At 40.3% G+C, this 22,998-nt stretch carries 19 protein-coding genes and 2 riboswitches; of the genes, 8 read left to right on the plus strand and 11 right to left on the minus strand.

Features of this window, described 5'->3' with window-relative positions; genetic code table 11:
- Nucleotides 1-252: 252 nt before the first annotated feature.
- The 5 genes from SAY88_RS00120 to SAY88_RS00140 form a co-directional block, all read right to left on the minus strand.
- Complete coding sequence (locus SAY88_RS00120; protein WP_332628429.1) at nt 253-363, minus strand: putative holin-like toxin; 111 nt, start codon at nt 361-363, stop codon at nt 253-255.
- Between the two features lie 314 nt (nt 364-677).
- Nucleotides 678-2,444: an allophanate hydrolase gene (atzF, locus tag SAY88_RS00125; protein WP_332628430.1), complete on the minus strand. Its 1,767-nt coding sequence runs from the start codon at nt 2,442-2,444 to the stop codon at nt 678-680.
- Nucleotides 2,444-6,079, minus strand: coding sequence for an urea carboxylase (gene uca, locus SAY88_RS00130; RefSeq protein WP_332628431.1), 3,636 nt, complete (start codon nt 6,077-6,079; stop codon nt 2,444-2,446). Before uca ends, atzF begins: the two co-directional genes overlap by 1 nt.
- Before the next feature lie 63 nt (nt 6,080-6,142).
- The gene (locus tag SAY88_RS00135; RefSeq protein ID WP_332628432.1) at nt 6,143-6,793 is read right to left on the minus strand and encodes an urea amidolyase associated protein UAAP2; all 651 of its coding nucleotides are present in this window, start codon (nt 6,791-6,793) and stop codon (nt 6,143-6,145) included.
- A gap of 28 nt (nt 6,794-6,821) precedes the next feature.
- Nucleotides 6,822-7,544: an urea amidolyase associated protein UAAP1 gene (locus SAY88_RS00140; protein WP_332628433.1), complete on the minus strand. Its 723-nt coding sequence runs from the start codon at nt 7,542-7,544 to the stop codon at nt 6,822-6,824.
- Nucleotides 7,545-7,601: 57 nt separating this feature from the next.
- A riboswitch (guanidine-I (ykkC/yxkD leader) is annotated at nt 7,602-7,709 on the minus strand.
- A 314-nt stretch (nt 7,710-8,023) separates the two neighbouring features.
- Between SAY88_RS00140 and SAY88_RS00145 the strand changes: the two genes are divergently transcribed.
- Nucleotides 8,024-9,409 (plus strand): APC family permease, encoded by a 1,386-nt coding sequence (locus SAY88_RS00145; protein ID WP_332628434.1) that lies wholly within the window; start codon nt 8,024-8,026, stop codon nt 9,407-9,409.
- 59 nt (nt 9,410-9,468) lie between these two features.
- Here SAY88_RS00145 and SAY88_RS00150 read toward each other — a convergent pair whose 3' ends face one another.
- A complete protein-coding gene (locus SAY88_RS00150; protein ID WP_332628435.1) occupies nt 9,469-10,413 on the minus strand; it encodes a polysaccharide deacetylase family protein in 945 nt (314 codons plus the stop codon).
- Nucleotides 10,414-10,515: 102 nt separating this feature from the next.
- Nucleotides 10,516-10,680, minus strand: a complete 165-nt coding sequence (locus SAY88_RS00155) for a YwzD family small protein (RefSeq protein ID WP_332628436.1) — start codon at nt 10,678-10,680, stop codon at nt 10,516-10,518.
- 176 nt (nt 10,681-10,856) lie between these two features.
- On the opposite strand from SAY88_RS00155, the gene SAY88_RS00160 reads away from it, so the two are divergent.
- From SAY88_RS00160 to SAY88_RS00180, 5 genes are all read left to right on the plus strand, one after another.
- Nucleotides 10,857-11,402, plus strand: a complete 546-nt coding sequence (locus SAY88_RS00160; protein ID WP_332628437.1) for a CBO0543 family protein — start codon at nt 10,857-10,859, stop codon at nt 11,400-11,402.
- Between the two features lie 281 nt (nt 11,403-11,683).
- Nucleotides 11,684-12,964, plus strand: coding sequence for an FxLYD domain-containing protein (locus SAY88_RS00165; protein WP_332628438.1), 1,281 nt, complete (start codon nt 11,684-11,686; stop codon nt 12,962-12,964).
- 12 nt (nt 12,965-12,976) lie between these two features.
- Entirely contained in the window at nt 12,977-14,110 is a 1,134-nt protein-coding gene (locus SAY88_RS00170; RefSeq protein ID WP_332628439.1) for a S1C family serine protease, read from the plus strand.
- A 273-nt stretch (nt 14,111-14,383) separates the two neighbouring features.
- Nucleotides 14,384-15,763, plus strand: coding sequence for a glycosyltransferase family 2 protein (locus tag SAY88_RS00175; RefSeq protein WP_332628440.1), 1,380 nt, complete (start codon nt 14,384-14,386; stop codon nt 15,761-15,763).
- Between the two features lie 8 nt (nt 15,764-15,771).
- A complete protein-coding gene (locus SAY88_RS00180) occupies nt 15,772-16,701 on the plus strand; it encodes an LCP family glycopolymer transferase (RefSeq protein ID WP_332628441.1) in 930 nt (309 codons plus the stop codon).
- A 257-nt stretch (nt 16,702-16,958) separates the two neighbouring features.
- Here SAY88_RS00180 and SAY88_RS00185 read toward each other — a convergent pair whose 3' ends face one another.
- Complete coding sequence (locus SAY88_RS00185; RefSeq protein ID WP_332628648.1) at nt 16,959-18,497, minus strand: flotillin family protein; 1,539 nt, start codon at nt 18,495-18,497, stop codon at nt 16,959-16,961.
- A 223-nt stretch (nt 18,498-18,720) separates the two neighbouring features.
- Nucleotides 18,721-18,873, minus strand: coding sequence for a YwzD family small protein (locus SAY88_RS00190; RefSeq protein ID WP_332628442.1), 153 nt, complete (start codon nt 18,871-18,873; stop codon nt 18,721-18,723).
- Between the two features lie 228 nt (nt 18,874-19,101).
- Here SAY88_RS00190 and SAY88_RS25890 point away from each other — a divergent pair, with 228 nt between their 5' ends.
- Together SAY88_RS25890 and SAY88_RS00195 are read left to right on the plus strand one after the other, a co-directional pair.
- The gene (locus SAY88_RS25890; RefSeq protein WP_431308823.1) at nt 19,102-19,371 is read left to right on the plus strand and encodes a competence protein ComK; all 270 of its coding nucleotides are present in this window, start codon (nt 19,102-19,104) and stop codon (nt 19,369-19,371) included.
- 78 nt (nt 19,372-19,449) lie between these two features.
- Nucleotides 19,450-19,537: riboswitch (cyclic di-GMP riboswitch) on the plus strand.
- Nucleotides 19,538-19,574: 37 nt separating this feature from the next.
- On the plus strand, nt 19,575-19,709 hold the full coding sequence (locus SAY88_RS00195; RefSeq protein ID WP_332628443.1) for a hypothetical protein: 135 nt from the start codon (nt 19,575-19,577) through the stop codon (nt 19,707-19,709).
- Between the two features lie 260 nt (nt 19,710-19,969).
- Here the strand turns inward: SAY88_RS00195 and SAY88_RS00200 are convergent, their stop codons facing one another.
- Together SAY88_RS00200 and SAY88_RS00205 are read right to left on the minus strand one after the other, a co-directional pair.
- Nucleotides 19,970-21,061, minus strand: a complete 1,092-nt coding sequence (locus tag SAY88_RS00200; protein WP_332628444.1) for an acyltransferase family protein — start codon at nt 21,059-21,061, stop codon at nt 19,970-19,972.
- A 392-nt stretch (nt 21,062-21,453) separates the two neighbouring features.
- Entirely contained in the window at nt 21,454-22,974 is a 1,521-nt protein-coding gene (locus SAY88_RS00205) for a sodium/proline symporter (protein WP_332628445.1), read from the minus strand.
- Nucleotides 22,975-22,998: the final 24 nt, after the last annotated feature.

Raw genomic sequence — 22,998 nt, forward strand, 5'->3', positions numbered from 1 at the left:
CGTATACCTTACTCCAACACAAGAAACAAGTGACGCTCAATGGGAAGAACGAGATCAGTCCCCCCCCGTGCTTTCTTGAAAGTCAAGTACTAATCATGTATACTGAAATCAAGATCAACCTAGAATAAAAAAGACCGAGTGCGCTAACACCCGGTCATCACAACTACATGCCGCATGAAGAGCGACTGACCATTTTTTGAGTTTGTACCAAAAAAGAAGTAACCACCCAACTCTTGGTAGGATGACGGGCGGTTACTTCTTTTTGTTGGTGACTAGTGCGATAATCGCTACGAATGCGATAAACATTGTAACGATCAATGTACCGAATTGAAATAGCGTATTCATTGTTTCATATGTCACCATTCTTAACACCCCCTTTCGTAAGGGAGTGCCAACCGCCCATCAGCTTATGTAGTTGTTATAACTAGTTTAGCAGAGCTACCCTTTCCCATCTACTAATAACTCAACAGAAATTGTTCGACAGAAGGCATTTTATGTGCTGTAGCAGGAACGTATTCTTATAAAACACATATAAACGTAACAGTATTTTTTACAAGAATAGAATGAGGCGTCAGATAAGCACGAGATCCCATCACCGTGCTTATCTGATGTCTCACAAAAGGTGGATACCCCTCTGTATAGATAAGAGGGGTATCCACCTTTTTGATAGTAAAATGTTATTTTGAGAGTTGAACATTGGATCGTGGGACCTGGCCCTCTGACCCATTTCTCCATCCTCCTAAAGCGGTGATATCTTCGGCCTCTTCTACCGCGTATGCTTGGCAAATAAAACCAGGAACTTCAGAACCATCTTCTAACTCTACTTTACCGATACCAAGTGGTTCGGGGATGGAAGCGGCAAATCCTCCAAATGTTGATAAAGGCATCTCCCAAATTTCTAACTGTATCGCTCCACCACCCGATGCTTGTTTGATTAAACCAGGCTTTGCCGGTTCAGTTGGTAGTTTGATCATTTGATATTTAGGAGCTGTCACGGCTTCACGAATAAATCTCGCACGACACTCCTTCATTTGTGTTTCTAAAGGGAGGCCTCGCATGTGTAATCCGCATACCGCTATGAGAGTCGTTGGTTCATCTGACTTTTTGGCAAAGGCTTCTGCCGTTCCACAAATGAGCCCTTCATCTTCAGCTAGACTAAATAATGTAATTCCAAAAGGCAGACGCTCAGCTGCTTCACCTGCTGGAACGGCAACAGCACACAGATCTAATAAATTACAATGATTTGTGTAACGACCCATATCGCTATTTGTCGCAATTGGATTTTCCCTTACTTGATCACGCGTCCACGTTCCCCCTGCAGTTGGCATCACAAGGACAGCATTCGTTAGTAATTGTTTAGCCTTAAGTTTGTAAGCTTTCAACTTATGATTCGCTTTAAAAACAGTAGCAGCATCGTACTTACTAGCAGAACCTGAGCGAAGAACTTCCTCCGTTATTGGAAAGGTTGCTCCTGGATTCTCTTCAACAAAGTTTCCAACAGCAGCCCATCGCTCTGCAACCATTGGACCATCATATAAAATGGCAGCAGCATCAGATAAAAACGTCGTATCAATATACTCAATTGGTATATCTAACTTTTTCAACTGTTCTACCACCTGGTCCCATGCGTTACTATATTCAGTGGCAAATGGGCCAAAAAAATCGAGCGGCTCTTTAGGCAAAATGATTTTATCAGGGAGACTTGATGTTGGCTGAGGAATATTTCTTGACCATGGGTCCGTTTCCTCTACGCCCCTTGCACTTTGATCTACAAGCATTGCCTCTTCTAAAGAATGAGCAAACACCGTTACACAATCAAGACTCGCGCAAGCAGGAACGACTCCCTTTGTTGACCATGCACCAAGACTCGGCTTATAGCCGACTAGATTGTTTAATAGAGCTGGGATCCGCCCAGAACCAGCCGTATCCGTTCCTAATCCAAATACCGCTTGACCTCTTGCTACTGAAACAGACGATCCACTACTAGATCCCCCACTGATAAGCTCTGGACGCAATGAGTTTTGCGTTTCCCCATATGGACTCCTTGTTCCAACAAGCCCAGTAGCAAATTGGTCCAAGTTGGCTTTTCCAACAGGAATCGCACCAGCTTCAATCAGTCGTTTGACAATAGAAGCATGCTCATTAGGGGTATATGCGTACTCTGGACAACCAGCTGTTGTCGGTATCCCTGCCAAATCAATATTGTCTTTGATCGCAAACGGAACCCCCCAAAGAGGAGAACTCTCAATAGGAAGAGAGTTCAATTTTTCTAAGTAAGGCTGGATCCACTCCAGTGATGGAGGAGTAATCCAAATGTTCATATTTGCGTCATCGTTTGCACGCTTGATAATTTCTACAATGACCTCCTTAGGTGTAAGTTTCTTGTTTCGATAATTTTCTTGAAGCCATTTGATCGTTAATTTTTCAGGGATGGTTCCATTCATTACACAGACACCGCCTCTTCTTTTTCTTCCTTAATCCCAACAATTAGTTGTCCTGAGTGAACCTCTTCACCTGGTTTTACATAAACTGTATCTACATATCCATCGCACGTGGCATATTGCGGGAACTCCATTTTCATACTTTCTTCGATAATAAGAGTCTCGCCTTTTTTGACAAATTGGCCTGGTTCTACGAGTACTTTCCACACACTTCCCGGCATTGAACAGCGCACTCCTACGACACCTTCTGGAAGGGTCTCCTCTTCGCTTTCAACAACCGTTTCTTGTTCGGAAATATATTCAGCAAGGCCCATTGCCTTCCAGCTTTCGCGCTCTGCTTTGAATGCATTTTGTTGTTTTTTGCGGAAAATGTCCGTCTCATCTTGAATCGACTCTAAAAATTCTAGGTACTCGCCAAGTTTAAAAGTCGTTTCGGTAATGTCTGCTTCAAACCTTCCACGCGGGAAGTCTTCACGAAGCTGCAATAATTCATCTGCTCCAATTGGATAAAATTGAATTTGATCAAAGAAGCGAAGCAACCATGGTTTACCTGCCTCAAAGCTTTCTGTTGAACGGAATTTATTCCACATTTGAATCGTACGGCCAACAAACTGATAGCCTCCAGGTCCTTCCATTCCGTAGACACACATATAAGCTCCGCCGATTCCAACCGCATTTTCCGGCGTCCAAGTACGAGCTGGATTGTACTTAGTTGTTACTAAGCGGTGGCGAGGATCCATCGGTGTTGCGACCGGTGCACCTAAGTACACATCGCCTAGTCCCATAACAAGATAGTTTGCGTTAAAAACAACATCCTTCACTTCATCTAAATTGTTCAGACCGTTAATTCGTCTAATAAACTCGAGGTTACTCGGGCACCAAGGCGCATCTGGTCTCACATTTTGCTGGTAGCGGTCTGTCGCTAACTGAGTTGACGGATCATCCCATGAAAGCGGAAGTTTTACAATACGAGACGGCACTTCAATCTCCTCAAGAGGGGGCAGTGCACTATCAAGCTCTAAAATTTTCTCGCAAGCCTCTTGTACAGTAATCTTCGTTGGATCAATGTGCACCTGTAATGAGCGTATTCCAGGTGTGATCTCAATATAGGGAACTAGATCCGTTTCTTTAATAGAATCCATCAAAACTTGTGCTTGAAATCTAAGCTTTAAATCGAGCTCCATCTCTCCGTACTCAACGAGTAAATACTCATCTCCACAGCAACGAATTGTCATCGGAAATCTTCTATTTTCTTCTTCATGAACCAAAATCGGATATTCTAATGTTAGCTCTCTTTTAGCAGGGAGGATGCTTTCCACTCGAACATTATTTCGTTCTCCTGCTCCAACAGCAGTCAGGTTCTCCTCTTGTTTTTGACGCATTTTGTTTGCATCTTCTAGGGTAAGGAGCTCAAATCGGATTTTGTCGCCAGGATGCAATTGTCCTAATTTCCAAAATTCTGCTGATGCTGTTGTGACCGGACAAACGAAGCCACCTAAGCTCGGTCCATCTGGTCCAAGCAAAATCGGCATATCCCCTGTTAAATCAAGCGTTCCAACGGCATAAGCATTGTCATGAATATTGGATGGGTGCAATCCAGCATCGCCGCCATCTTCACGCGTCCAGTTTGGAGCTGGTCCTACTAACCTGACTCCAGTACGGGAACTATTAAAATGAACTTCCCAGCTCGTTTCGGTTAATTGAGGTAAATAATCCGGCTGTAAAAACTCCTCTGTACAGTGCGGACCCGGGACGACCCCAATTGTCCATGTATTCGTCATGTTAGGACATGAGGAAACATCTAACTCTTCAAACTCGCGTGGTTCTGTTGCTTTATTAACATTTAGGACATCTCCAGGACGAAGAGCGCGCCCGCCATGGCCTCCAAAGCCACCAAGTGTAAAGGTTGCTGCACTTCCTAAAGTAAGAGGCATATCAAAACCACCTGCTACGAGCAGATAACTACGCATCCCTACCTTCGCCTCACCAAACGTTAACACTTGCCCTTTTTTCGCTAAAACCGGCTTATATAACGGAACCGTTTCTTCATCTATTTGTGCTTGCATGTCAGCTCCTGTTATACAAAACCAAATATCATTGCGGAATTTGTACGTTCCACCTTTCAGTGTTAATTCTAAACCTGATGCTGAGTCTTCATTTCCAAGTAATTTATTCCCAACTCGAAACGACAAAGGATCCATTGGTCCACACGGTGGAACTCCAACATCCCAATGACCGACTCGGCCAGGCCAGTCTTGAACCGTTGTTTGAACCCCGCCATCTAATACTTCAAGTGCATGCTCTGCAGGCTCAAATCCATTTAGTAACTGCGTCCAAACGTTCCCTTCTTTGCAATCTTTTACTTTTAATAATGCCTGTAAGTATTGTAGATTCGTTGTGATTCCATAGAAACGTGTTTCTTCCAAAGCTTGAATGAGTTTCTCAAGCGCGTCTTCTCGACTTTCACCACGGACAATAATTTTTGCAAGCATTGGATCATAAAGAGACGTAACGGTAATTCCGTCTCGTAACCATGTTTCGATTCTCGCCTGATCAGAAAGGATGACCTTATCGATTTGACCGGCACTAGGACGGAAATTTTGTAAGCAGTCTTCTGCATAAATTCGCGCTTGGATGCTATGTCCTGTAGGTTTTTCAATGAAAGAAGGTAAGTCATGTAGCTCATCAGCGGCTTCTTTCACCATCCATTCAACAAGATCAACCTCTAACACTTCTTCCGTTACACCGTGCTCTACTTGAAGTCTTGTATTCACTTCTAAAAAGTAGAATTCCGCCGTTTCTGGGTCATAGAGAAACTCGACCGTTCCTGCACTGCGATAGCCAACCTCCTTAGCTAAACGCTTTGACGCTTGAAACATACGCTCACGAACGTCATTTGATAGTTTCGGCGCTGGACTTTCCTCAATCACCTTTTGATTACGACGTTGAATCGAGCAATCACGCTCGCCTAATGTAACAACTTCCCCAAAAGCATTCCCGAAAATTTGCACCTCTACATGGCGCGCTTTTGCAATATATTTTTCTAAGAAAAGTCCGCCATTTTTAAAATTTGTTTCTGCAAGGTGACGAACTCCCTCATACGCTTGGCGCAGTGCCTCGTCATCCTTACAAACACGCATGCCGATGCCGCCGCCGCCAGCCGTACTTTTTAAAATAACTGGATAGCCAATTGATCTTGCTTCCACTAACGCTTCTTCAAGCTCTGAGATTAAATCCGTTCCAGGAAGCAACGGAACGTCAGCCTTGACCGCAATTTCTCTAGCAGAGTGTTTCAATCCGAATAGTTCCATTTGTTCAGGTGTTGGTCCAATAAACGCTATTCCATGTTCACGGCATGCACGAGCAAAATCGGCATTCTCACTTAGGAACCCGTAACCAGGATGAATCGCTTCCGCCCCCGTTTCTAGTGCTGTTTTTAAAATTAACTCACTATTTAAATAGCTATCCTTTGCCGGACCTTCTCCTATTAAAATCGCTTCATCCGCACAATCAACATGCAGACTGTCTTGATCAGCCTCCGTGTAGACAGCTACCGACGCTATACCCATTTTTTTTAATGTTCGCTCTATTCTAACGGCAATGGCACCACGATTGGCGATAAGGACCTTCTTAAACATATGAAAACCTCCACTCTTTTTTGACTAGTTTCCTCTATATAAAACGGAGACCTGTGCCTCCTCCTACTCTTCCCAAATCAGAACACGAACAGGTGTCGGGTTATAAGCATTACAAGGATTGTTCAACTGTGGACAGTTGCTAATTAAGGCAGCTGTTTTAGAAATGGATTTCATTTCTACGTAACGCCCTGGTGCAGAAACCCCATCTGCAAACATTAATCCACCATCTGGTGTGACCGGTACGTTCATAAAAAAGTTAATATTCGGCGCTAGATCACGCTTTTCATACTTCCCATCGAATTTCGCCATCTGTAACATAAATGTATCTCGGCAATTGTGCATTGGCAGCGTATCATGTGAATAGCGCACCGTATTGCTTTGTGCGGAACAAGCTCCGCCTAACGTATCATGACGTCCGCATGTATCGGCAACGATCGTCAGCAGCTCCTTACCAGACTCCGCTCGTAAAACAGATCCCGTTGATAAATAAATATTGGTTTGACCAGTAATCGTTGCAACAGCACTATAATGGTCATCTGGATTATCCGCATCGAAAAACAATGTATCTGCGGCTTGATTTCCTTCTAAATCGACAATTCTAAGAACTTGGCCAGGCTCTAGTTCCCTCATCCAGCCATCTCCAGCTAAAATCACTTCATCGTATATTGCATCCTCGATTTTTCGTTCACTTTCAACTCTATTAAAAACTGCCATATGATCTCCTCCTCCTAATTTCATTGTTTTATCCTTTTACTAGCGCTTCATACTCCCATGTATTTTCAAATGCGCGACGGTTTTCAGGTCTATGGTTTAAGCAATAATCGTCCTCTTCTACTTGCTCGGCCGCAAGAACTTCCATGCTAACAGGAACAGATGGATACCAATCTCTTGGGTCCAATGGATTCGGTGTATTCGACAAAACCAAAAGCACATCCATTTCAGTCCGAAGCGTAACCGTTGCTCCCTTTGGACAATGTTCCAAGACAAAGTTCATATCGCCACTTTCATCACAGAATACTTTTGAAAACAAGTTCACAACAGGGACGAAATCTCTTTTCCCTAATCCGTTTCTGACTAGCTCAACCGTGAAATTTTCTTGTCCGCTGCGGTACCATTCGTTTCGTTTTTCTTGATAGGTCGTTTTTCCATACTTTGAGTCCGTTAGCTTTCTTGTTGTATAGCCGCTTATCGTATCATGCCAACCTAATGTATCTTCAATCAAACTCGCGAAGATGCGTCCATTGTCACTCATTAACACATGACCTGTTGTCAAATGCGACGTGTGCTGCGCTTTTAATGTGTCCGGCATGTTATAGCGCTCGGTTAAATCATTCGGGTTATACAGTAACAATGAGAGGTTGGCTCCTTCTTCAAGAGCAGTAAACCGAACTAATTTCCCTTTGCTCACGACCCCTGACCATTTTCCTCCTGCTGGAATTTCCTTTTTCCAAATCTGTTTGCTCATACGTATGACCTCCCTATTAGTCCCTTAAAAGTAAAAAAGGATAAAAGCCTGGGAGAAATCTCCCAGGCTTTTATCCTTCCGTGTAGCATACGTGCTTCTCGCACCTATACCGCCTTCTCTTGGACCAGACTTGATTGAATCAACGGAACCCTAGAAAGCATTTTTCGTCCCGACCTCTCTGGCAAGGACCTTTATTCGATTGATCTTAGTTCGAAGTATAGAACCTACACAACAGCCTTTCAACCACATTGTCAGAAAACTTAACAAACTTTCTGAAAATACCTTACTTAACAACCCTTTTAAAAAAAATCTGACAAATCTAAATAGCCCCAAAAAATCTTGTGAGGTTTTGTGACGCAGTTATTGCATTTATCTTTCATTTCAAACAAGAATTATCAACATAATCATTTTCAAGCGTGCCAGGAACGCCTTTTATTATTTCACAATATCAAATTCACTAAACCAAAAGGAGCTGTTTTATGATGAAAGAAGGAACCGAATTAAAAAGAACGTTAACATTGTTTCAAGTCGTCATGTTAGGTCTAGCTTGGAACACGCCAATGATCTATTTTTCTGTATTTGGAGTGGCCTATGAAGGATCTAGCGGTTTTTTAACACCAGCGTATGCGGTAGCGGTGCTTGCTGTTTTATTTACGGGAGCAAGTTATGCGGTAATGGCGAAAAAATTGCCAATATCCGGCTCTGCTTATACATTTGTCAAGAAAACGATGAATCCGAAGCTCGGCTTCATCGTTGGCTGGGTCTTACTTCTTAACTACCTTTTTGCACCGATTATTGCTTGTATTACATTTGGTATCTTCCTACATGCCCAATTCCCTTCCATTCCGCCATATGTCTGGATCATAGGATTAACGGTTATGTTAGCTGTTATTACGATTTTAGGCGTTAATTCCTCTGCAAACATTAGTAGTATTTTTGTTATGCTGCAAATCATCTTTATTATCGTATTTTCGATCTTCATGATTCACGGTTTACTCAACGGTGCCGGTACTGGTACAATCCTTTCGGTGCAGCCATTCCTTGAATCAGAAATGTCTCTTTCAATCGTTTTAGCTGGAGCATCCATCGTTATTTTCTCTTTCCTAGGCTTTGATACGATGACAACATTATCTGAGGAAACCATTAATCCGAAGAAAACGATTCCTAAAGCCATTTTTATCATGATTGCGATCGTCGGTGTCCTTCATTTGGTAACATCGTATTTTATTCAATTAATCGTTCCTAATTTTACGTTCCAAAACCCTGATTCCGCAGCTCTTGAGTTAGTCAGTGTCGTTGGTGGAAGCTTGTTAAGTTCTTTCTTTATTACAGTCTTAATTGCTGCTATTTTTACACAAGGTCTCGCTTCTGTTACAGCCGTTTCAAGACTATTATTCGTCATGGGCCGTGACTCAATTTTACCGAATAAGTTTTTCGGTTATGTTCATCCGAAATATAAAACTCCCGTATTAAACATCTTATTCTCTTCTGTTGTAGCCTTACTTTCTATCTTTATTACGATCGACGCAGCGTTACGATTCGTCAATTTCGGAGCCTTAACAGCTTTCTTCTTTGTCAATCTTTGTGTCATTACGCTATACTTCTCGAACAAGCAAAAAGAAGAAGAACGCACGTTAAAAAGTAAGGTAGTGAACCTTATTAACCCACTTATCGGGGCAGCGTTTATCGCTTGGCTGTTGTTCTTACTTGACCTGCCCACACTCATCGGCGGATTCGTATGGGTCGCAGTCGGATTGCTTTATCTAGGCTACTTAACAAAAGGCTTCCAACGCCATTTACCAGAATCAGACGGAAGCGAAAATGTTATTATACCTACTGGTACTGATGATAAAAAAGTGGTGTAAGAGGGACGAGGGGACAGGTTCCATGTCCCATTTTCTCGGCGGGACAAGGTACCCGTCCCCTATGTCCCCCTCAAAAGCTCCGGAATCGTAACAAACTCATACCCCTCCGCTTGTAATTCATCAATAATTTCCGGCAATGCCTCGACCGTTCCAAATTCGCCCTCTACATGGTAGTTATGTTGAAGGACGATCACTCCAGGGCTAGCCTCTTGCTTCACGGTTGATACAATTCTTTCTGCAGACACTCCACTCCAGTCCTTAGTATCGGCGGTCCACATAATCGTGCGGTAGCCATGTTGATGAAGCAGTGCTGCTTGTCGATCTTCCATTTCCCCAAATGGAGGTCGGAATAAAGTCGGTTTGGATCCTGTAACCTTCTCAATTTCTTCGCTAGTTTTATGGACATTTTCGATCAATTGTTCGTCTGTGAGCTCGGTTATATATGGATGATCCCAAGTATGGTTCCCGATAACATGTCCCTCTTTGTAAATTTGTTCTAGTTGTTCTGGATACTCCTCAGCCATCTTTCCTACGACAAAAAAGGTTGCCTTGACCCCTTTATCTCTTAAAATTTCTAGAATTTGCGGAGTATAGGTCTCCTCGGGACCGTCGTCAAACGTAAGAGCGATTTGTTTCTTACTAGAATCCCCCATATAAATCATCTCGTTTTTTATTGGATTATTGATTCTTTGTTCAAAATACACCCATTGAAGAGTACTAATAATGGAGGGTTCTTGTAATAATGTAGGTATAGAAAATCCTAATGTACTCATCGTACTAACTGTGTCCGTATACGGAATTACTAACTGCTGACCTGGATCAAGTATCGTAGATAACAATCTGTTTTGGTTCACAATCTTATCCTCTGGTATTCCATATTTCTCAGAAATTTTCGTAAGAGTATCCCCCGTTTGGACGATGTAAGTCTCAGCCAGTACCGATTTATGAAACATAGGCAGAAAAACAACACTAATTGCCATAAAAATAGTAACTTTTTTTAACATGGTTTCACCTTATTCTTATTTTTAAATCCGCCTGTTCTCCCCATGGATTTATTTCTACAAGTGCGAATGACATTCTGCTTAACCCGGGTCAGGCACGAGACATTACGTGATGTCCGAGTGAACATATGGTTTTAAGAGTTGAGCAATCTCCTCGATTAGTTGTTGTGAACTAAGATTAGGAGATTCTGATCCTTTTTTATATGTATGCTCTAAGATTTTCACTAGCTGTTGTTGTGATAACTTTTGTGCTTTTTTCTCTGTAGTCACTTTTCTCTCACCACCTGTCAAAATCCTACATTTTTTCTCCTACCCTTTCAAGACGATCACGTAATTCTCATCATTTTTACATCATTATTCGGTATTAGTAAAATCACGTTCATAAAAATGGTTTATTTAGTAAAAACTAAAATAAATCAGCTAAAAAAAGATTGAAGGGAACGTTTATGAATAAATCTCAAATTTTCGATGATCATTTCTCTAGAGAGATTCAATTAAAAAATGAAAAAATTCAAATTTGGTTAGAACACTCCCTTTTTACTTGGCAGTGGTGGTTCGGTGTAATCGTGTTATTGCTCTCAATTCTTATTTGGTTAAAATTCAGGAATAAAAATAGCACTGACCGACTCTTATATTCAGGTTTCTTCGTTGTGATATGTGCATCCATACTTGACATACTTGGTCATAATCTTGGTTTTTTCCATTATCATTATGAAGTATTTCCTTTAACCGCAAACTACTTGCCTTGGAGTATAATTGTGATACCTGTAATAGTGATGTTCTTTCTACAATATAAACCTAATGCTAATCCGTTTATCAAATCAGTTATTTTCTCTGCTCTATTGAGTTTTATAGGCTTACCGCTCCTTAGCTTTATCGGGATTTATCACATAGTTAAGTGGAACTATTTTTACTCTTTCATCATTTTAATTATCATTTACTTAATTGCTCATTTCTTAGTTCAAAGGGATAATTTTGATAAGATCACCTAAAAGCTATAAGAAAGAGCATAAATCAGCTACCATTTTCACTAGCTCACGTAAAGGCTTAAGCATTAAACGTTGCTTAGGCCTCAATTTCTTTTTCACCGTCTGAACATACGAGAGACAATCTCCCCTACTAGCTTACTAGTCTTTTCACTCCCTCTGGCCGTACCCAAAAAGGATAAGCTACCTGTCCCTCATCCCCTTAATCCACTATAAAAAATTCTGTAATCTAATGTATAATTAAGTCTAATAGAATCAGATAATCGTGTTAAGGAGGGATTCCAATCATGTTTTGTCATCAATGCGGAGAACGATTGGCTACGTCATCCCGTTTTTGCTCTCACTGTGGAGAGAGAATACTCCAAAGTGAAGAAACTACAACAGAGTTACATGAATCCAATCAAGAAGAAAATCGAGAAAACCCAAATATCGCAGCTACCATCGAACCGCCTGAACAGCATGTAGAAGAAGAAACATCACGTGAAGATCAACAAAAAGAACCTAAACAGCCCCTTCGCAAACGAATGATAAAAAAGTTACCAATTTTAATCCCTCTCATGAGCATCCTCTTAATCGGAGGTGGAGTCTCGGCCTATTATGTGAATGAAACAACAATTAATAAAGAAGTGCTTTCTTTGCAACATTCCGCTGAGAACGCTGCTCTAAACGGTGAATATTTAAAAGCCGAAAAAGAGTTACTAAGAGCACAAAATATGCGTCCTGACTATGCTGTTTTGGAACAAAATTTAGAGACGATTGCTCGTGCGAATCATTATACTACTGAACTAACGTCGATTAGTGACAAAATTAAAGAGAATAACTTTACAGAAGCAGAAGCTGATCTTTCTACTTTAAAAGAAAACATTACAGCTGAATTTGATCCCCTTTTCGATCCATTTACAGAATTAATCGCAGCGAAGGAGATCACTGTTACGGTCGGGAAAATCAAACAAGAACTTGCTGAATTAACAACAGTGAATCAATTAGCTGATAAGCTGAATACAATTTCGACACTATCCTCTGAAGAAGCAACTGCTGTTAAAGACCAAATTCTCACCAAAATTGTCCAATTGACAAGCGAGCAAGCAGAGCATTACTTGCAGAATAAACAGTTTTCAGATGCGATAGCGAGTGTGAACCGGGGACTTGAATATGCAACAAATAATGAAAAGCTTTCTTCTTTTAAAGACAAAATCGAGCAAGAACGAGATGCGTTTGAAAGAGCAGAAGTAGAGCGATTAGAGAAGGCAATGGAAGCTGCAGCCAAAGAAGACTTGCAAAATCGAAAAGCGGCCGTAGATATGAACTGGTTTGAAGCACATGTAGACGAATATGGTGATTTATACTTGTCCGGTGAAGTGACCAATGTAGCAACAAAAACCATTTCATCCATTACCATTTATTACACCGTCTATGATTTAGAAGGCTATTATCTTTATGATAGTTGGACGACTGTGTTCCCCTTTTCTTTAAGTCCTGGAGAACAGGGTTCTTTTGACGATGTTGTTTATTATCTTTTTGAAGATGTTAACGTAAGTGTCGATAACATCACCTGGTACGTTGAGTAAGGAGAGACAGACATGAATAAACAGTGGATTATTAGTGGCCTTGTTACGATCATCATATGGGGAACTGGAGTGTATGCTTTTTCTTACATAAAGGAGTCTATACCAAAGCAATTGAATACCCCTTCAACCATTTTAGCTAGCACAACGCCAGAAGAAACCATAGAAGATGAACCTATAGAAGTAAAAGAAATTATCTATGAAACACAAAAGCTAGTTGTGCATATTGAACTAGAAAATCATTCTCTAGGGTCTGGTTTCCTATACAACGATCAAGGAGATGTTGTGACGAATGCCCACGTCGTTGCAGGCGTAAGTGATGTGAAGGTGAAAACATCAGACAACCGAGAGTTCACTGGGAAGGTGATCGGAATCAGTGAAGAAACCGATGTTGCAGTTGTACGTGTAGATGGGTTAAAAGGGACAGAACCGCTAAAAATTAGTCGAGATTCATTTGCAGAAATTGGCGATGAAGTATTAGCATTAGGAAGCCCACTAGGATTTCAAAATACAGTAACAACCGGCATAATTAGTGGAGTCAATCGCGATTTGGAACTACCACCTTATTACTATGAGGATGTCTATCAGATCTCAGCACCCATTGCACCAGGAAATAGCGGAGGGCCTCTCATTCATAGTCAAACAGGAGAAGTACTAGGTATCAACTCTGCCGGAGCGGACCAAGGTTCAATTGGGTTTAGCATCCCCATTCCTAACGTAATTGCATTAATTGAGGGCTGGTCCAAGGCACCGATGACAAGTTTACCGAATATCGGAGAAAATACAGCAGGCTATACTTATGAAGAGCAAGTTTTCTCAGATCAAGATCTAGCTCATTATTTAGTAGGATATTTCTATGAAAGCTTAAACTATAAAGATTATGTTACTGCCTATTCATTGCTAGGGAGTAGATGGCAATCTGATACATCATATGAATCATTTCGTGAAGGCTATCTAAATACCGAATCCGTCCTGATCGATGATTTACTGGTTAAGGATGACGGAGATATAACAGTCACGGCAATAATTACAGCCCAAGAACGGAATAATAATAGTTATGTGTACAGCAAATATAAAGTTACGTATATAGTAGGCTACGAAAACGATCAAATGAAAATCTTATCTGGTAAGGGAGAAGTTATTAATTAAGCAGTTGGGAAATCCCAACTGCTTTTGTTTTGCTTACATATGATACTCTATCTTCCCCCTTTCAGGGACAAAGTACCTGTCCCCCTGTCCCTAAAACATTGTCGACAACTTTCACACATTCATTAGGAAATCCGATTCACTTTATGAAAAATTGTGAATCGTTAACATTCCGATTTCTAGTTCAATAGCATCCTTTCTCTTAAACTCCCTTGAAATAGGTCGTTATTTGTTGAATCATGTTAAGAAGAACTTTCAGGAAGGGAGTGTTATTAATTGGAACTGTTTCTATTAATCTTTTTTTGCATGTGTCTCTTTTTCCCTATTCTTCATTTGTTTCACTGCTTGCCCTGGTTTCGTGAAGAAGACGAGCTAGTCAAACATAACCCTAAAACAGAAAAGGGAGTTAGTATTTTAGTACCTTGCTATAATGAAGCCGGAATTATTGAAACATCCGTTCATAGTATGAGGTCTTTAGATTATACAAATTTTGAAGTCATCTACATCAATGATGGTTCAGCGGATGAAACCTTTGAACTTTTGCACCAGCATTTACATCTAAAGAAAAGCTGGAAAGCGCCGCTTGGTAAATTGTCTCACGAGGAAGTGGAGGGAGTTTATCAATCTGCTCTTTATCCGAATATATACGTGGTCAATAAAGAGAACGGAGGAAAAGCCGACGCGTTAAATGCAGGAATTGAGTACGCGGGAAAAGAATTGGTCGTCACATTGGATGCTGATACGATTTTAACTTCTTCGTCTTTAACCGTCGTAAACGAAAAATTTGCTGATCCCAACGTTGTTGCTGCAGGTGGGATGATTCACGTATTACAAACGAAGACATCAAACCCTTTAAAAAAGCTGTCATTAGCTGGGACAAACATGCTCATTCGTGTACAAATGCTTGAATTCTTAAAAGCATTTTATGTGACAAAATTATCTCTTGCCCGCTTTCAGGCCTTGGCCATCATATCCGGGGCATTTGGTATTTTCACAAAACAAGTACTGATCGATGTCGGTGGCTACCGATCCTCTGTCGGCGAAGACATTGATATCACACTAAAGATCCACCGGTATATTGCAAAACAAAAGAATAAAAAAATCCTGTTAATTTTGGATGCCATTAGTTATACCGAGTTACCTGAAACGTGGAGAGATTTATTTAAGCAGCGGATTCGCTGGCAGAAGGCTTATGTCGATTGCCTCGTCCATTTCCGCTCCTTCTTTGGAAAAACATTCATAACAAAGGCTGTTTCCTTTTTCTACATTTTTGAATCGTTTTTTGTTGGTATTTTGGCTGCCTATTTTACAGTAGGATTCTTTGTTGCTAATGCGTTCTTAAACGTCGAATTTATTTATATAGGATTCATTATTGTGTATTTATCCTATATTTACTTGTTTAATTTTATTTATAATTTATTGGCACTTAGTTTAGTGAAACGTCATGGGTTTACATTTGAAAAAGGCGACTCGTTTCGTCTGTTCAAAACAGTCCTCTATGATGTGTTTATTCACCGCTTTATCATCATGTATTTTGTCATGTATGGCAGTGTCGCTTATTTCTTTAACAGAGATTGGAAGAAAGTATCGCGTACCGGCAGAAAATATGAGATGGATCCAGTATCTCAGGTAACTGCGTATAAACGAGAAGTTTAGGTGAGCTTATGAAAAAGAAAATAAAATGGAAAAAAATACTACTCATCATGATGACCGTGTTCGGTGTCTTGATGGTAGCTGCAGGAAGCTATGCTTGGAATCTAGTAACATCTACATTTATGAATATCCAAGAAAATATTGAACGACAAGAAGCAGAAAAACGTCTCGCGTCCATTAACTTTGACGAAGGGGACCCATTTTCTCTGTTATTAATGGGAATTGATGAACCTGAAAAAGAAGCGGGTGATTTCTATCATCGTTCCGATACCCTCGTATATGTGACCATAAATCCAGAGAAGAATTCCACCCAGATGGTAAGTATTCCTCGTGATACATATACCGATCTTGTCGGATACAACAAAAAGGATAAAATAAATCACTCTTATGCATTCGGTGGAACCGAAATGACCATACGCACGGTAGAAAACTTCCTTGATGTCCCAGTCGATTACTTTGTAAGGATGGATATGAACGGGTTCAAAGGGATGGTCGATGCCGTTGGCGGTGTGGAAGTAGAAAATGGGTTTGATTTTAGATTTGAAGGAAAGGACTTTGAGGAAGGGACCCTTCAATTGAATGGAGAAGATGCTTGGAAATTTGCGCGTATGCGTCTAGATGATCCACGCGGAGACTTCGGGCGTCAAGAGCGCCAGCGCCAAATCATTAAAGAATTGGTCGATAAAGGAAAGAGTTTCTCCTCCATTACGAGAATTGAAGAGATATTGAGTGTCGTTGAAGACAACATTCGAACCAACCTCAGTCTAGGAGAAGTCTGGTCGATTCAATCCAATTACCGAGATGCGCTTAATTCGATAGAAGAACATGAAATCGCGGGTGAAGACGGAGAGATGGATAAAGTGTACTATTATTTACCTGATGAAGAGAAAGTACAGGATCTTTCTGAAGTGTTGAAGGAACATTTGGAGTTGAATGAATAAAGGTAAAGGGACGCCTATGCTAGGGTTTAGCATGGGCGTCTTTTATTATGGACTAAGGGACAGGTCTGTCGTCAGGAAAGATAATAGTGACTAACCACTGTAAATAATAACCTGTCCTTCTGGCCCCGTGTCCTCATCTAACCAAGCATTCTGTCCAACTTCAATGATATTCTGTCCAAACTCTCAATTTGTTGCCGAAAACACCCATTATTCAATCCAAACTTACTCATTTGCAAGCCAAACACATGCTGAAAGGGTCACAAATCTCGCGGCGCATTCCCATCTGACTCACTATCACCAGGAGTGAACTCATCCTCAGCATTTACCAAAGGTCCTGATTCCTCTTTCTCTTCCCCAGCTGCAGCCTCTGAAGCAAACGTCTTAAAATGATCTGCTTGGCCTCTAGATACAAAGCTTTCGAGCATCGCTTTTAAATCCATTCCTGTGCTTTCTTTTAAGCTTTCCTGCAAGCCGATCATTGTTTTTGTGACATTGCCTGTTATTTTAGAGGCACCGCCGTTTGAATCTGATCCACCGAGGTCAATCACCTTCATCTCTTCAATTTGAGAAAGTGGCTGTGCGACTTCACGAGCGTATTTAGGAAGCATCTCGATAAACATTTCCAGAATCGCGGCTTCTCCGTATTTCTCCATGGCTTTTGCCATAAGTTCTTTCGCCTCTGCCTCGGCACGGCCTCGTTCGCGAATAACTTCAGCCTCGGCAAGACCTTTTTGCTTTTCAATTGTAGCCTTTGTTTCCCCGTCAATCCTTGCTTTTTCAGCCTCGGCTTCAGATCTTGCTCTAATGTCGTACGCGTCTGCATCAGCCAACGCCTTACGTCGTTTCTGTTCTTCTAACTCGAGTTCTACCTGTCTTTGGCGTTCGATGTATTGAATTTTCATTTCTTCTTCTTTTACTTGTTGAGCAAGTCTTGCTTTTTCGAGCTCATAGGCTTGCTCGGACTTTGCACGTGCGCGTTCAGTTTCTTCTTTAATTTGAGCTGCTTTAATATCTTTTTCTTTTCTTGACTCTGCAATCGCACTTAGTCGTTTGTTTTCCTCATCCTGTGCTTCTTGATCGTTTCTTGCTTTATACATTCTTGTTTCTTTTTCAGCATCCGACTCCGCCATTTCAGCCTTTTTACGAATTTCGGCAATACGCGGACGTCCTAAATTTTCCAAATAGCCATTATCCTCATCCGCATCGCGAAGATCATCTAAACCAAACGAGGTAATCTTAAAGCCCATATTGTCTAATTCTTGTTGGGCAATATCTTGTACTTGATGATTGAACGATTCACGGTCATTATTGATCTCCTCGACCGTCATCTTCGATAAAATTGCACGTAGATTTGTCCCAAGTACTTTTGAAACCTCTTCTTCAATTTCTTTATCTTTCTTCCCTAAAAACTGTTCAGCATAGTTAGCAATTCCGATTAACGAATCGGCAATTTTCACTGATGTTACAGCATCCGCTACAACCGGAACCCCTTGAGATGTATAAACTTTAGGGGTTGTAAGTTTGATTTGAAATGAATTCAAGTCAACAGGAGTACACGTTTGAAACATCTTCAAACGAATCCCACCACCACGAATAATTTTCAAGCTTCTTCCATTTTCATCATAGAAGATCCGTGTATCTTCTTCCGGATTCCCAAGCTTCGGTCCAGTGATAATCAATGCTTGGTTTGAACTAGCCGTTCTATAACGCTTCTTAAAAATAAAAAAAACAATCCCAGCCAAAACCAATAACACAAAAAGGAAAATTGTGGTTAAAAATAGCCAAATCGTACCCATCATCAAGCATCACTCCAACTTTCAAATTTTCACCTTATCTATTGAACTACTCTTCTACTATATACGAGTTTCAATTGAATTAGTTTCATTTTAAGGTAAAAAATGTATATAGAACAGAGGGACTGATCCTCGACCCATTTTCACTCTCCCCTCTGCCCCCGGACTGCACAAAAGACCTAAGCAACAAATCTTGCTTACAAGGTTGGTTGCTTAGGTCTCCATTCTACTTACTTGGCTTTACATAAGGCTTTAACGATGCAGCAATCTCTTCTACTAGCTTCTTCGTATCAGCTTCCTCACCCCCTCGCCTATATGCTTTCTCTAATATTTCCAATAAGCGTTGTTGTGTTAATGTTTCTGCTTCTTTCGTTATCATTTTTTTCTCCCCCCTATCGAAAACCTCCAATTTAAGCCCAAAAATCCATTACCATTTTCCTATCACACCTACATATTTTAACATGTTAATCTCCTAAAGTTACTACTAACCCTTCGACAAATTTCGAAAGAATTCCAGTAAAGTTCGGAACATATCTTTAACTAGAATCTACCTACTTAGCCCAATTTAACAATATAAAAAAACAAAAAATATTTAATCATTACCAATATATGCTACTTTGTAAACTATAGTGCGTCCCAATTTCTTTTTCGGTTCTTCTTTCACCATATTAAATCCATTAAACACAAAAATAAATTGCATTCTATCATTGTATTCAAAAATTTTAAGGAACTCACAGTGAATATTTCTTACCATTCTCTTAAAAATCAAATGCTCAAGACATCGTACTGTATTGTTTTTTTACTTATTGTAAGAATCAATAGCTTTTTATGTGTAAGACTATCACCAACTACTGGAAGCTGCTTAAGAAAAAACTAACGTAACTTTTCAGTAAAAACATCCTATTTAAAAACGTTCATAATTATGCCATAAATAAAGAGAGCATATAAATTAAATCGTACGAAAGGGCAAAATCACTGAAAGGTGATGACGCAAAACTATAGGGGCTAACGTTAACTCTTAACCATGCTAGCCAGTTGCCGAAACGCCCTCCGTACGGTTACGCATCTTTGGAGGTAGACATGAATAAGAAAAATATGCGAAAGAACTCACGAAGAGTCTGTTATGGGTATTTAACAGCGAAAGAGCGGAAAATTGTTAAGTGGTATGAACAGCAAAGAGAAAAACAAAGAAATATACAAGAGAGCAAAGCATGAAGGCGATTTGGCATGAAATCTTGATAAAGATATACCTTTTCTTGTATAACTCTTATAGTGAAAAAAATCAAGTTAAGAGAGGAAAGCTATTTAAGAAGGCATATCATCATCAACAGAAGCTTTTACATATAAAATACAAAAAGCGGGACTGAGGAACAAATCCCTCGTCCTGTGGATATTTCACATTAATACCAAGAATCTCATCTTTAACCCTGTGTATATCCCAAAAAAGGTGGATAACCCTCTGTATAAATAAAGGGTTATCCACCTTTTTGGTAGTGGGTCGAGGGACCTGTCCCCTTGACCCTCCCCTCTTTTGGGATCGTCAGGAGATTTCCTATCAAATACTTACTAACCGGAACATAGGAAAACATTTTTGATACTGCTATTGATCCAATCGTACAAAAAACAGCAGAAAATAAAAAATAGCCTAGTGGACTAAGAAAAGCAATGGTTGGTAAATAATAAAGAAATACTTTATGAATTAAGTAAATCGTAAAAGAATATTTACTTATTAGCAAGATCGTCTTTGGTGTCTTCTTTAGTTTGGAAGTCCAGGTAATGATGAACAATATAACACTCACCGTATAAAAAATATAGTCTACTCTTTTCGATGAAACCTCTGGTAATATGTCGCTTCTTACCAAGAAAACAATTAAACAGAGTGCTAGTAAAGGAGTGATCGTTAACACCGTTTTATGTTCTTGAAGTTTTCTCTTAAAAGCCTCATAATTTTTCCCACAATAATAGCCTAAAACAAAGTAAAAAAGCCATCCAACACAAAATAGCCAATACCCTCTTTGCCACACATACTCCCCTACAGGTGTTTGAACTGGTTCTGTAAAATTAAAGAAGATTAGATAGCTAGCATTTATGATAAAAGCTATGCTTAATACTCTAGCAGGAGACCACTGTTTTAAGTATTTATGAAAGAGTACGTGTAACAAGTAAAATTGAAAGATAATTAAGATAAAGTAGCCCGTGTACCCTCCTAAAAATACATTTAAGACAACTTGCTTGAGAAATTCGGAGTGGGACTTACTTTCAATTGCTGCAAATACCACGGCCATAAAAGCAAATGGTACTAATAAATATTTCACACGTTTCCGAAAAAAGTTTTCAGGAACTCCATTTGGATAGGCATGAGCAAGTAGCATTTCAGAAAGAAAGACAAAAGTCGGTGTTCCAAAAAACGCCATAAACCTTATAAAAATTAAGACATATTCATCAAATTGAGAAATCGAATGATCATAATTGGCTAATGTCGTGTTAACAGCATGTGTCAAAACAACTGCTAAGCAAGAGATTGATCTAAGCCAATACGCTTCCTTTATGATTGATTTATCTCCCAATTGGACCTCCCCCCTCTCATTTAACCATTTATGAAAAGATTGGTCCAAACCCTCCCTGATTAATCATGATAGATGTAATTTGAATCATAGTACCTATTTAATCGCTTCAGAACAAGCTGTTCAAACAATCTTTTAGCATTTTATATAATTTAAAAGGTTCAGCCCCACTATTGTAGGAGAGTTTTTGTTAATTTTAGAGACTAGGACAGAGGGGCACGGGTCAGAGGATCAGGTTCCTCGTCCCACAAAGACTTTACTATGGATATCTATCTTAAAAATCGATAAATTCCGCAGACCGTTGTGTATAACACAAAAAAGGTGGATAACCCTTTATATAAGAGGAAGTTATCCACCCAAAGAGACAACGTACCTGTCCCCATGTTCCTGCTTCGCTAAGCACTCTCATCCAAATTCTTAACTACCTCCGCTGCATTTTCCGGCTTCTTAGTCACGAGGCTTATTCCAACAGTCACCAGTGTAGCAACAATAAATCCCGGAACGGCTTCATACGTAATGCCAAAGAAATACGTGTTCAATAATTCTTTGACGTCAGGCAAAAAGGCATATGTCCATTGAGGCTGCTGTTTGACAAGGATAACAGTGATTAATCCTGTAATCATTCCCCATAGAACTCCTTGTTTGCTCACACCTTTCCAGTAAAAGGAGAGAAGAAGCGCAGGACCGAAACAAGCTCCTAATCCACCAAATGCAAATAATACCATCCAGAAGACAAATTCTTGGGCCGTAAAGGCAAGGAGCAAGGAAAGTCCCATGAACACAACGGTTGTAATTCGACTAAAGAAGACCAGTTGCTTTTGCGGAATTTCTTTATCTTTTCCAATAATTTTTTGGAAGATATCACGTATAAATGCACTTGAACCAACTAGCAATTGACTGTCAGCACTAGACATAATCGCAGCAAGGACGGCCACCAATAAGAAACCAAAGAATACAGGGTGTAAAATTTCAGAACCTAGAGTAAGGAAAACCTGCTCGCGGTTTTCGTTTGGCAGCATACTGATATCCGGGAAATAAGCCCGACCTGCTAGCCCAATCATAATAGCTCCCCAGCCCATAAGGACATTCCATATTGAACTAATGAGAGCCGCTTGCCTCATTTCTTTAACATTCTTCAGAGACATGTACCTTACGAGAATATGAGGATTACCAGGGCTTCCAAATCCAATACCTAATAAACCGATCACAGCACCAAAGGCAAATGCAAACGGACTAATGAAGCCGCCGCCTTCTGTATGCATCGCTTCTAAGATCGGTCCAAATCCACCTAGCCCAATCACAGCAACCGTAGGCAGAAGCACGAGTGAAGCAAACATAAATCCTGCTTGGATGACATCCGTTTTACTAACTGCGTGAAACCCACCCAACATCGTATACGCTAATAAAATGATAGCTGTTAACCACATGCCTGTTGAGGGTTGTACCCCCATACTCGTAGCAAAAGCCCCGCCCCCTGCGACAAGCTGACTGCCAACATAGGCGATCATAAAGAAAATAATAATGGCAGCACTCACGATTCGTAATACATGCTTTTTATCGTTAAAACGAGATTCTAAAATATCGGGTATTGTAATACTTCCTGTTTTTTCACTATACGTTCTGAAGCGCTTTGCGACATAGAAAAACATAAACACTTCTACTGTAATATATCCTGCCACAGACCAGACGGCGTTCAAACCAGTTGCGTAGGCTGTCCCAGTTACCCCGAGGACTAACCATGCGCTCCGTCCTGAGCTGACAGCTGACAATGCAACAGTCCATTTGTTTAAATTCCTGCCAGCAAGAAAGAAATCTGTTACTCCGCCAGAGCTTTTTCTTTGACTGATTAATCCAATGAAAAGAAGGCCAATTAAATAAAGAATTAAAATCGAAAACGAGATAGGTTCAACGGTCATTTGAAAAGTTCCTCTTTTCTATAT

It is taken from the genome of Halalkalibacter flavus (genome assembly GCF_036663575.1).
In the GTDB taxonomy this organism is placed as follows: domain Bacteria; phylum Bacillota; class Bacilli; order Bacillales; family Bacillaceae_D; genus Halalkalibacter; species Halalkalibacter flavus.

What these genes read in the sequence shown, in the direction of transcription:
- SAY88_RS00205 (WP_332628445.1), bottom strand. Translation starts at nt 22,974, where the DNA reads ATGACCGTTGAACCTATCTCGTTTTCGATTTTAATTCTTTATTTAATT.
- uca (WP_332628431.1), bottom strand. Translation starts at nt 6,079, where the DNA reads ATGTTTAAGAAGGTCCTTATCGCCAATCGTGGTGCCATTGCCGTTAGA.
- SAY88_RS00120 (WP_332628429.1), bottom strand. Translation starts at nt 363, where the DNA reads ATGGTGACATATGAAACAATGAATACGCTATTTCAATTCGGTACATTG.
- SAY88_RS00170 (WP_332628439.1), top strand. Translation starts at nt 12,977, where the DNA reads ATGAATAAACAGTGGATTATTAGTGGCCTTGTTACGATCATCATATGG.
- SAY88_RS00160 (WP_332628437.1), top strand. Translation starts at nt 10,857, where the DNA reads ATGAATAAATCTCAAATTTTCGATGATCATTTCTCTAGAGAGATTCAA.
- SAY88_RS00135 (WP_332628432.1), bottom strand. Translation starts at nt 6,793, where the DNA reads ATGGCAGTTTTTAATAGAGTTGAAAGTGAACGAAAAATCGAGGATGCA.
- atzF (WP_332628430.1), bottom strand. Translation starts at nt 2,444, where the DNA reads ATGAATGGAACCATCCCTGAAAAATTAACGATCAAATGGCTTCAAGAA.
- SAY88_RS00150 (WP_332628435.1), bottom strand. Translation starts at nt 10,413, where the DNA reads ATGTTAAAAAAAGTTACTATTTTTATGGCAATTAGTGTTGTTTTTCTG.
- SAY88_RS00165 (WP_332628438.1), top strand. Translation starts at nt 11,684, where the DNA reads ATGTTTTGTCATCAATGCGGAGAACGATTGGCTACGTCATCCCGTTTT.
- SAY88_RS00180 (WP_332628441.1), top strand. Translation starts at nt 15,772, where the DNA reads ATGAAAAAGAAAATAAAATGGAAAAAAATACTACTCATCATGATGACC.
- SAY88_RS00140 (WP_332628433.1), bottom strand. Translation starts at nt 7,544, where the DNA reads ATGAGCAAACAGATTTGGAAAAAGGAAATTCCAGCAGGAGGAAAATGG.
- SAY88_RS00190 (WP_332628442.1), bottom strand. Translation starts at nt 18,873, where the DNA reads ATGATAACGAAAGAAGCAGAAACATTAACACAACAACGCTTATTGGAA.
- SAY88_RS00145 (WP_332628434.1), top strand. Translation starts at nt 8,024, where the DNA reads ATGATGAAAGAAGGAACCGAATTAAAAAGAACGTTAACATTGTTTCAA.
- SAY88_RS00195 (WP_332628443.1), top strand. Translation starts at nt 19,575, where the DNA reads ATGAATAAGAAAAATATGCGAAAGAACTCACGAAGAGTCTGTTATGGG.
- SAY88_RS00185 (WP_332628648.1), bottom strand. Translation starts at nt 18,497, where the DNA reads ATGGGTACGATTTGGCTATTTTTAACCACAATTTTCCTTTTTGTGTTA.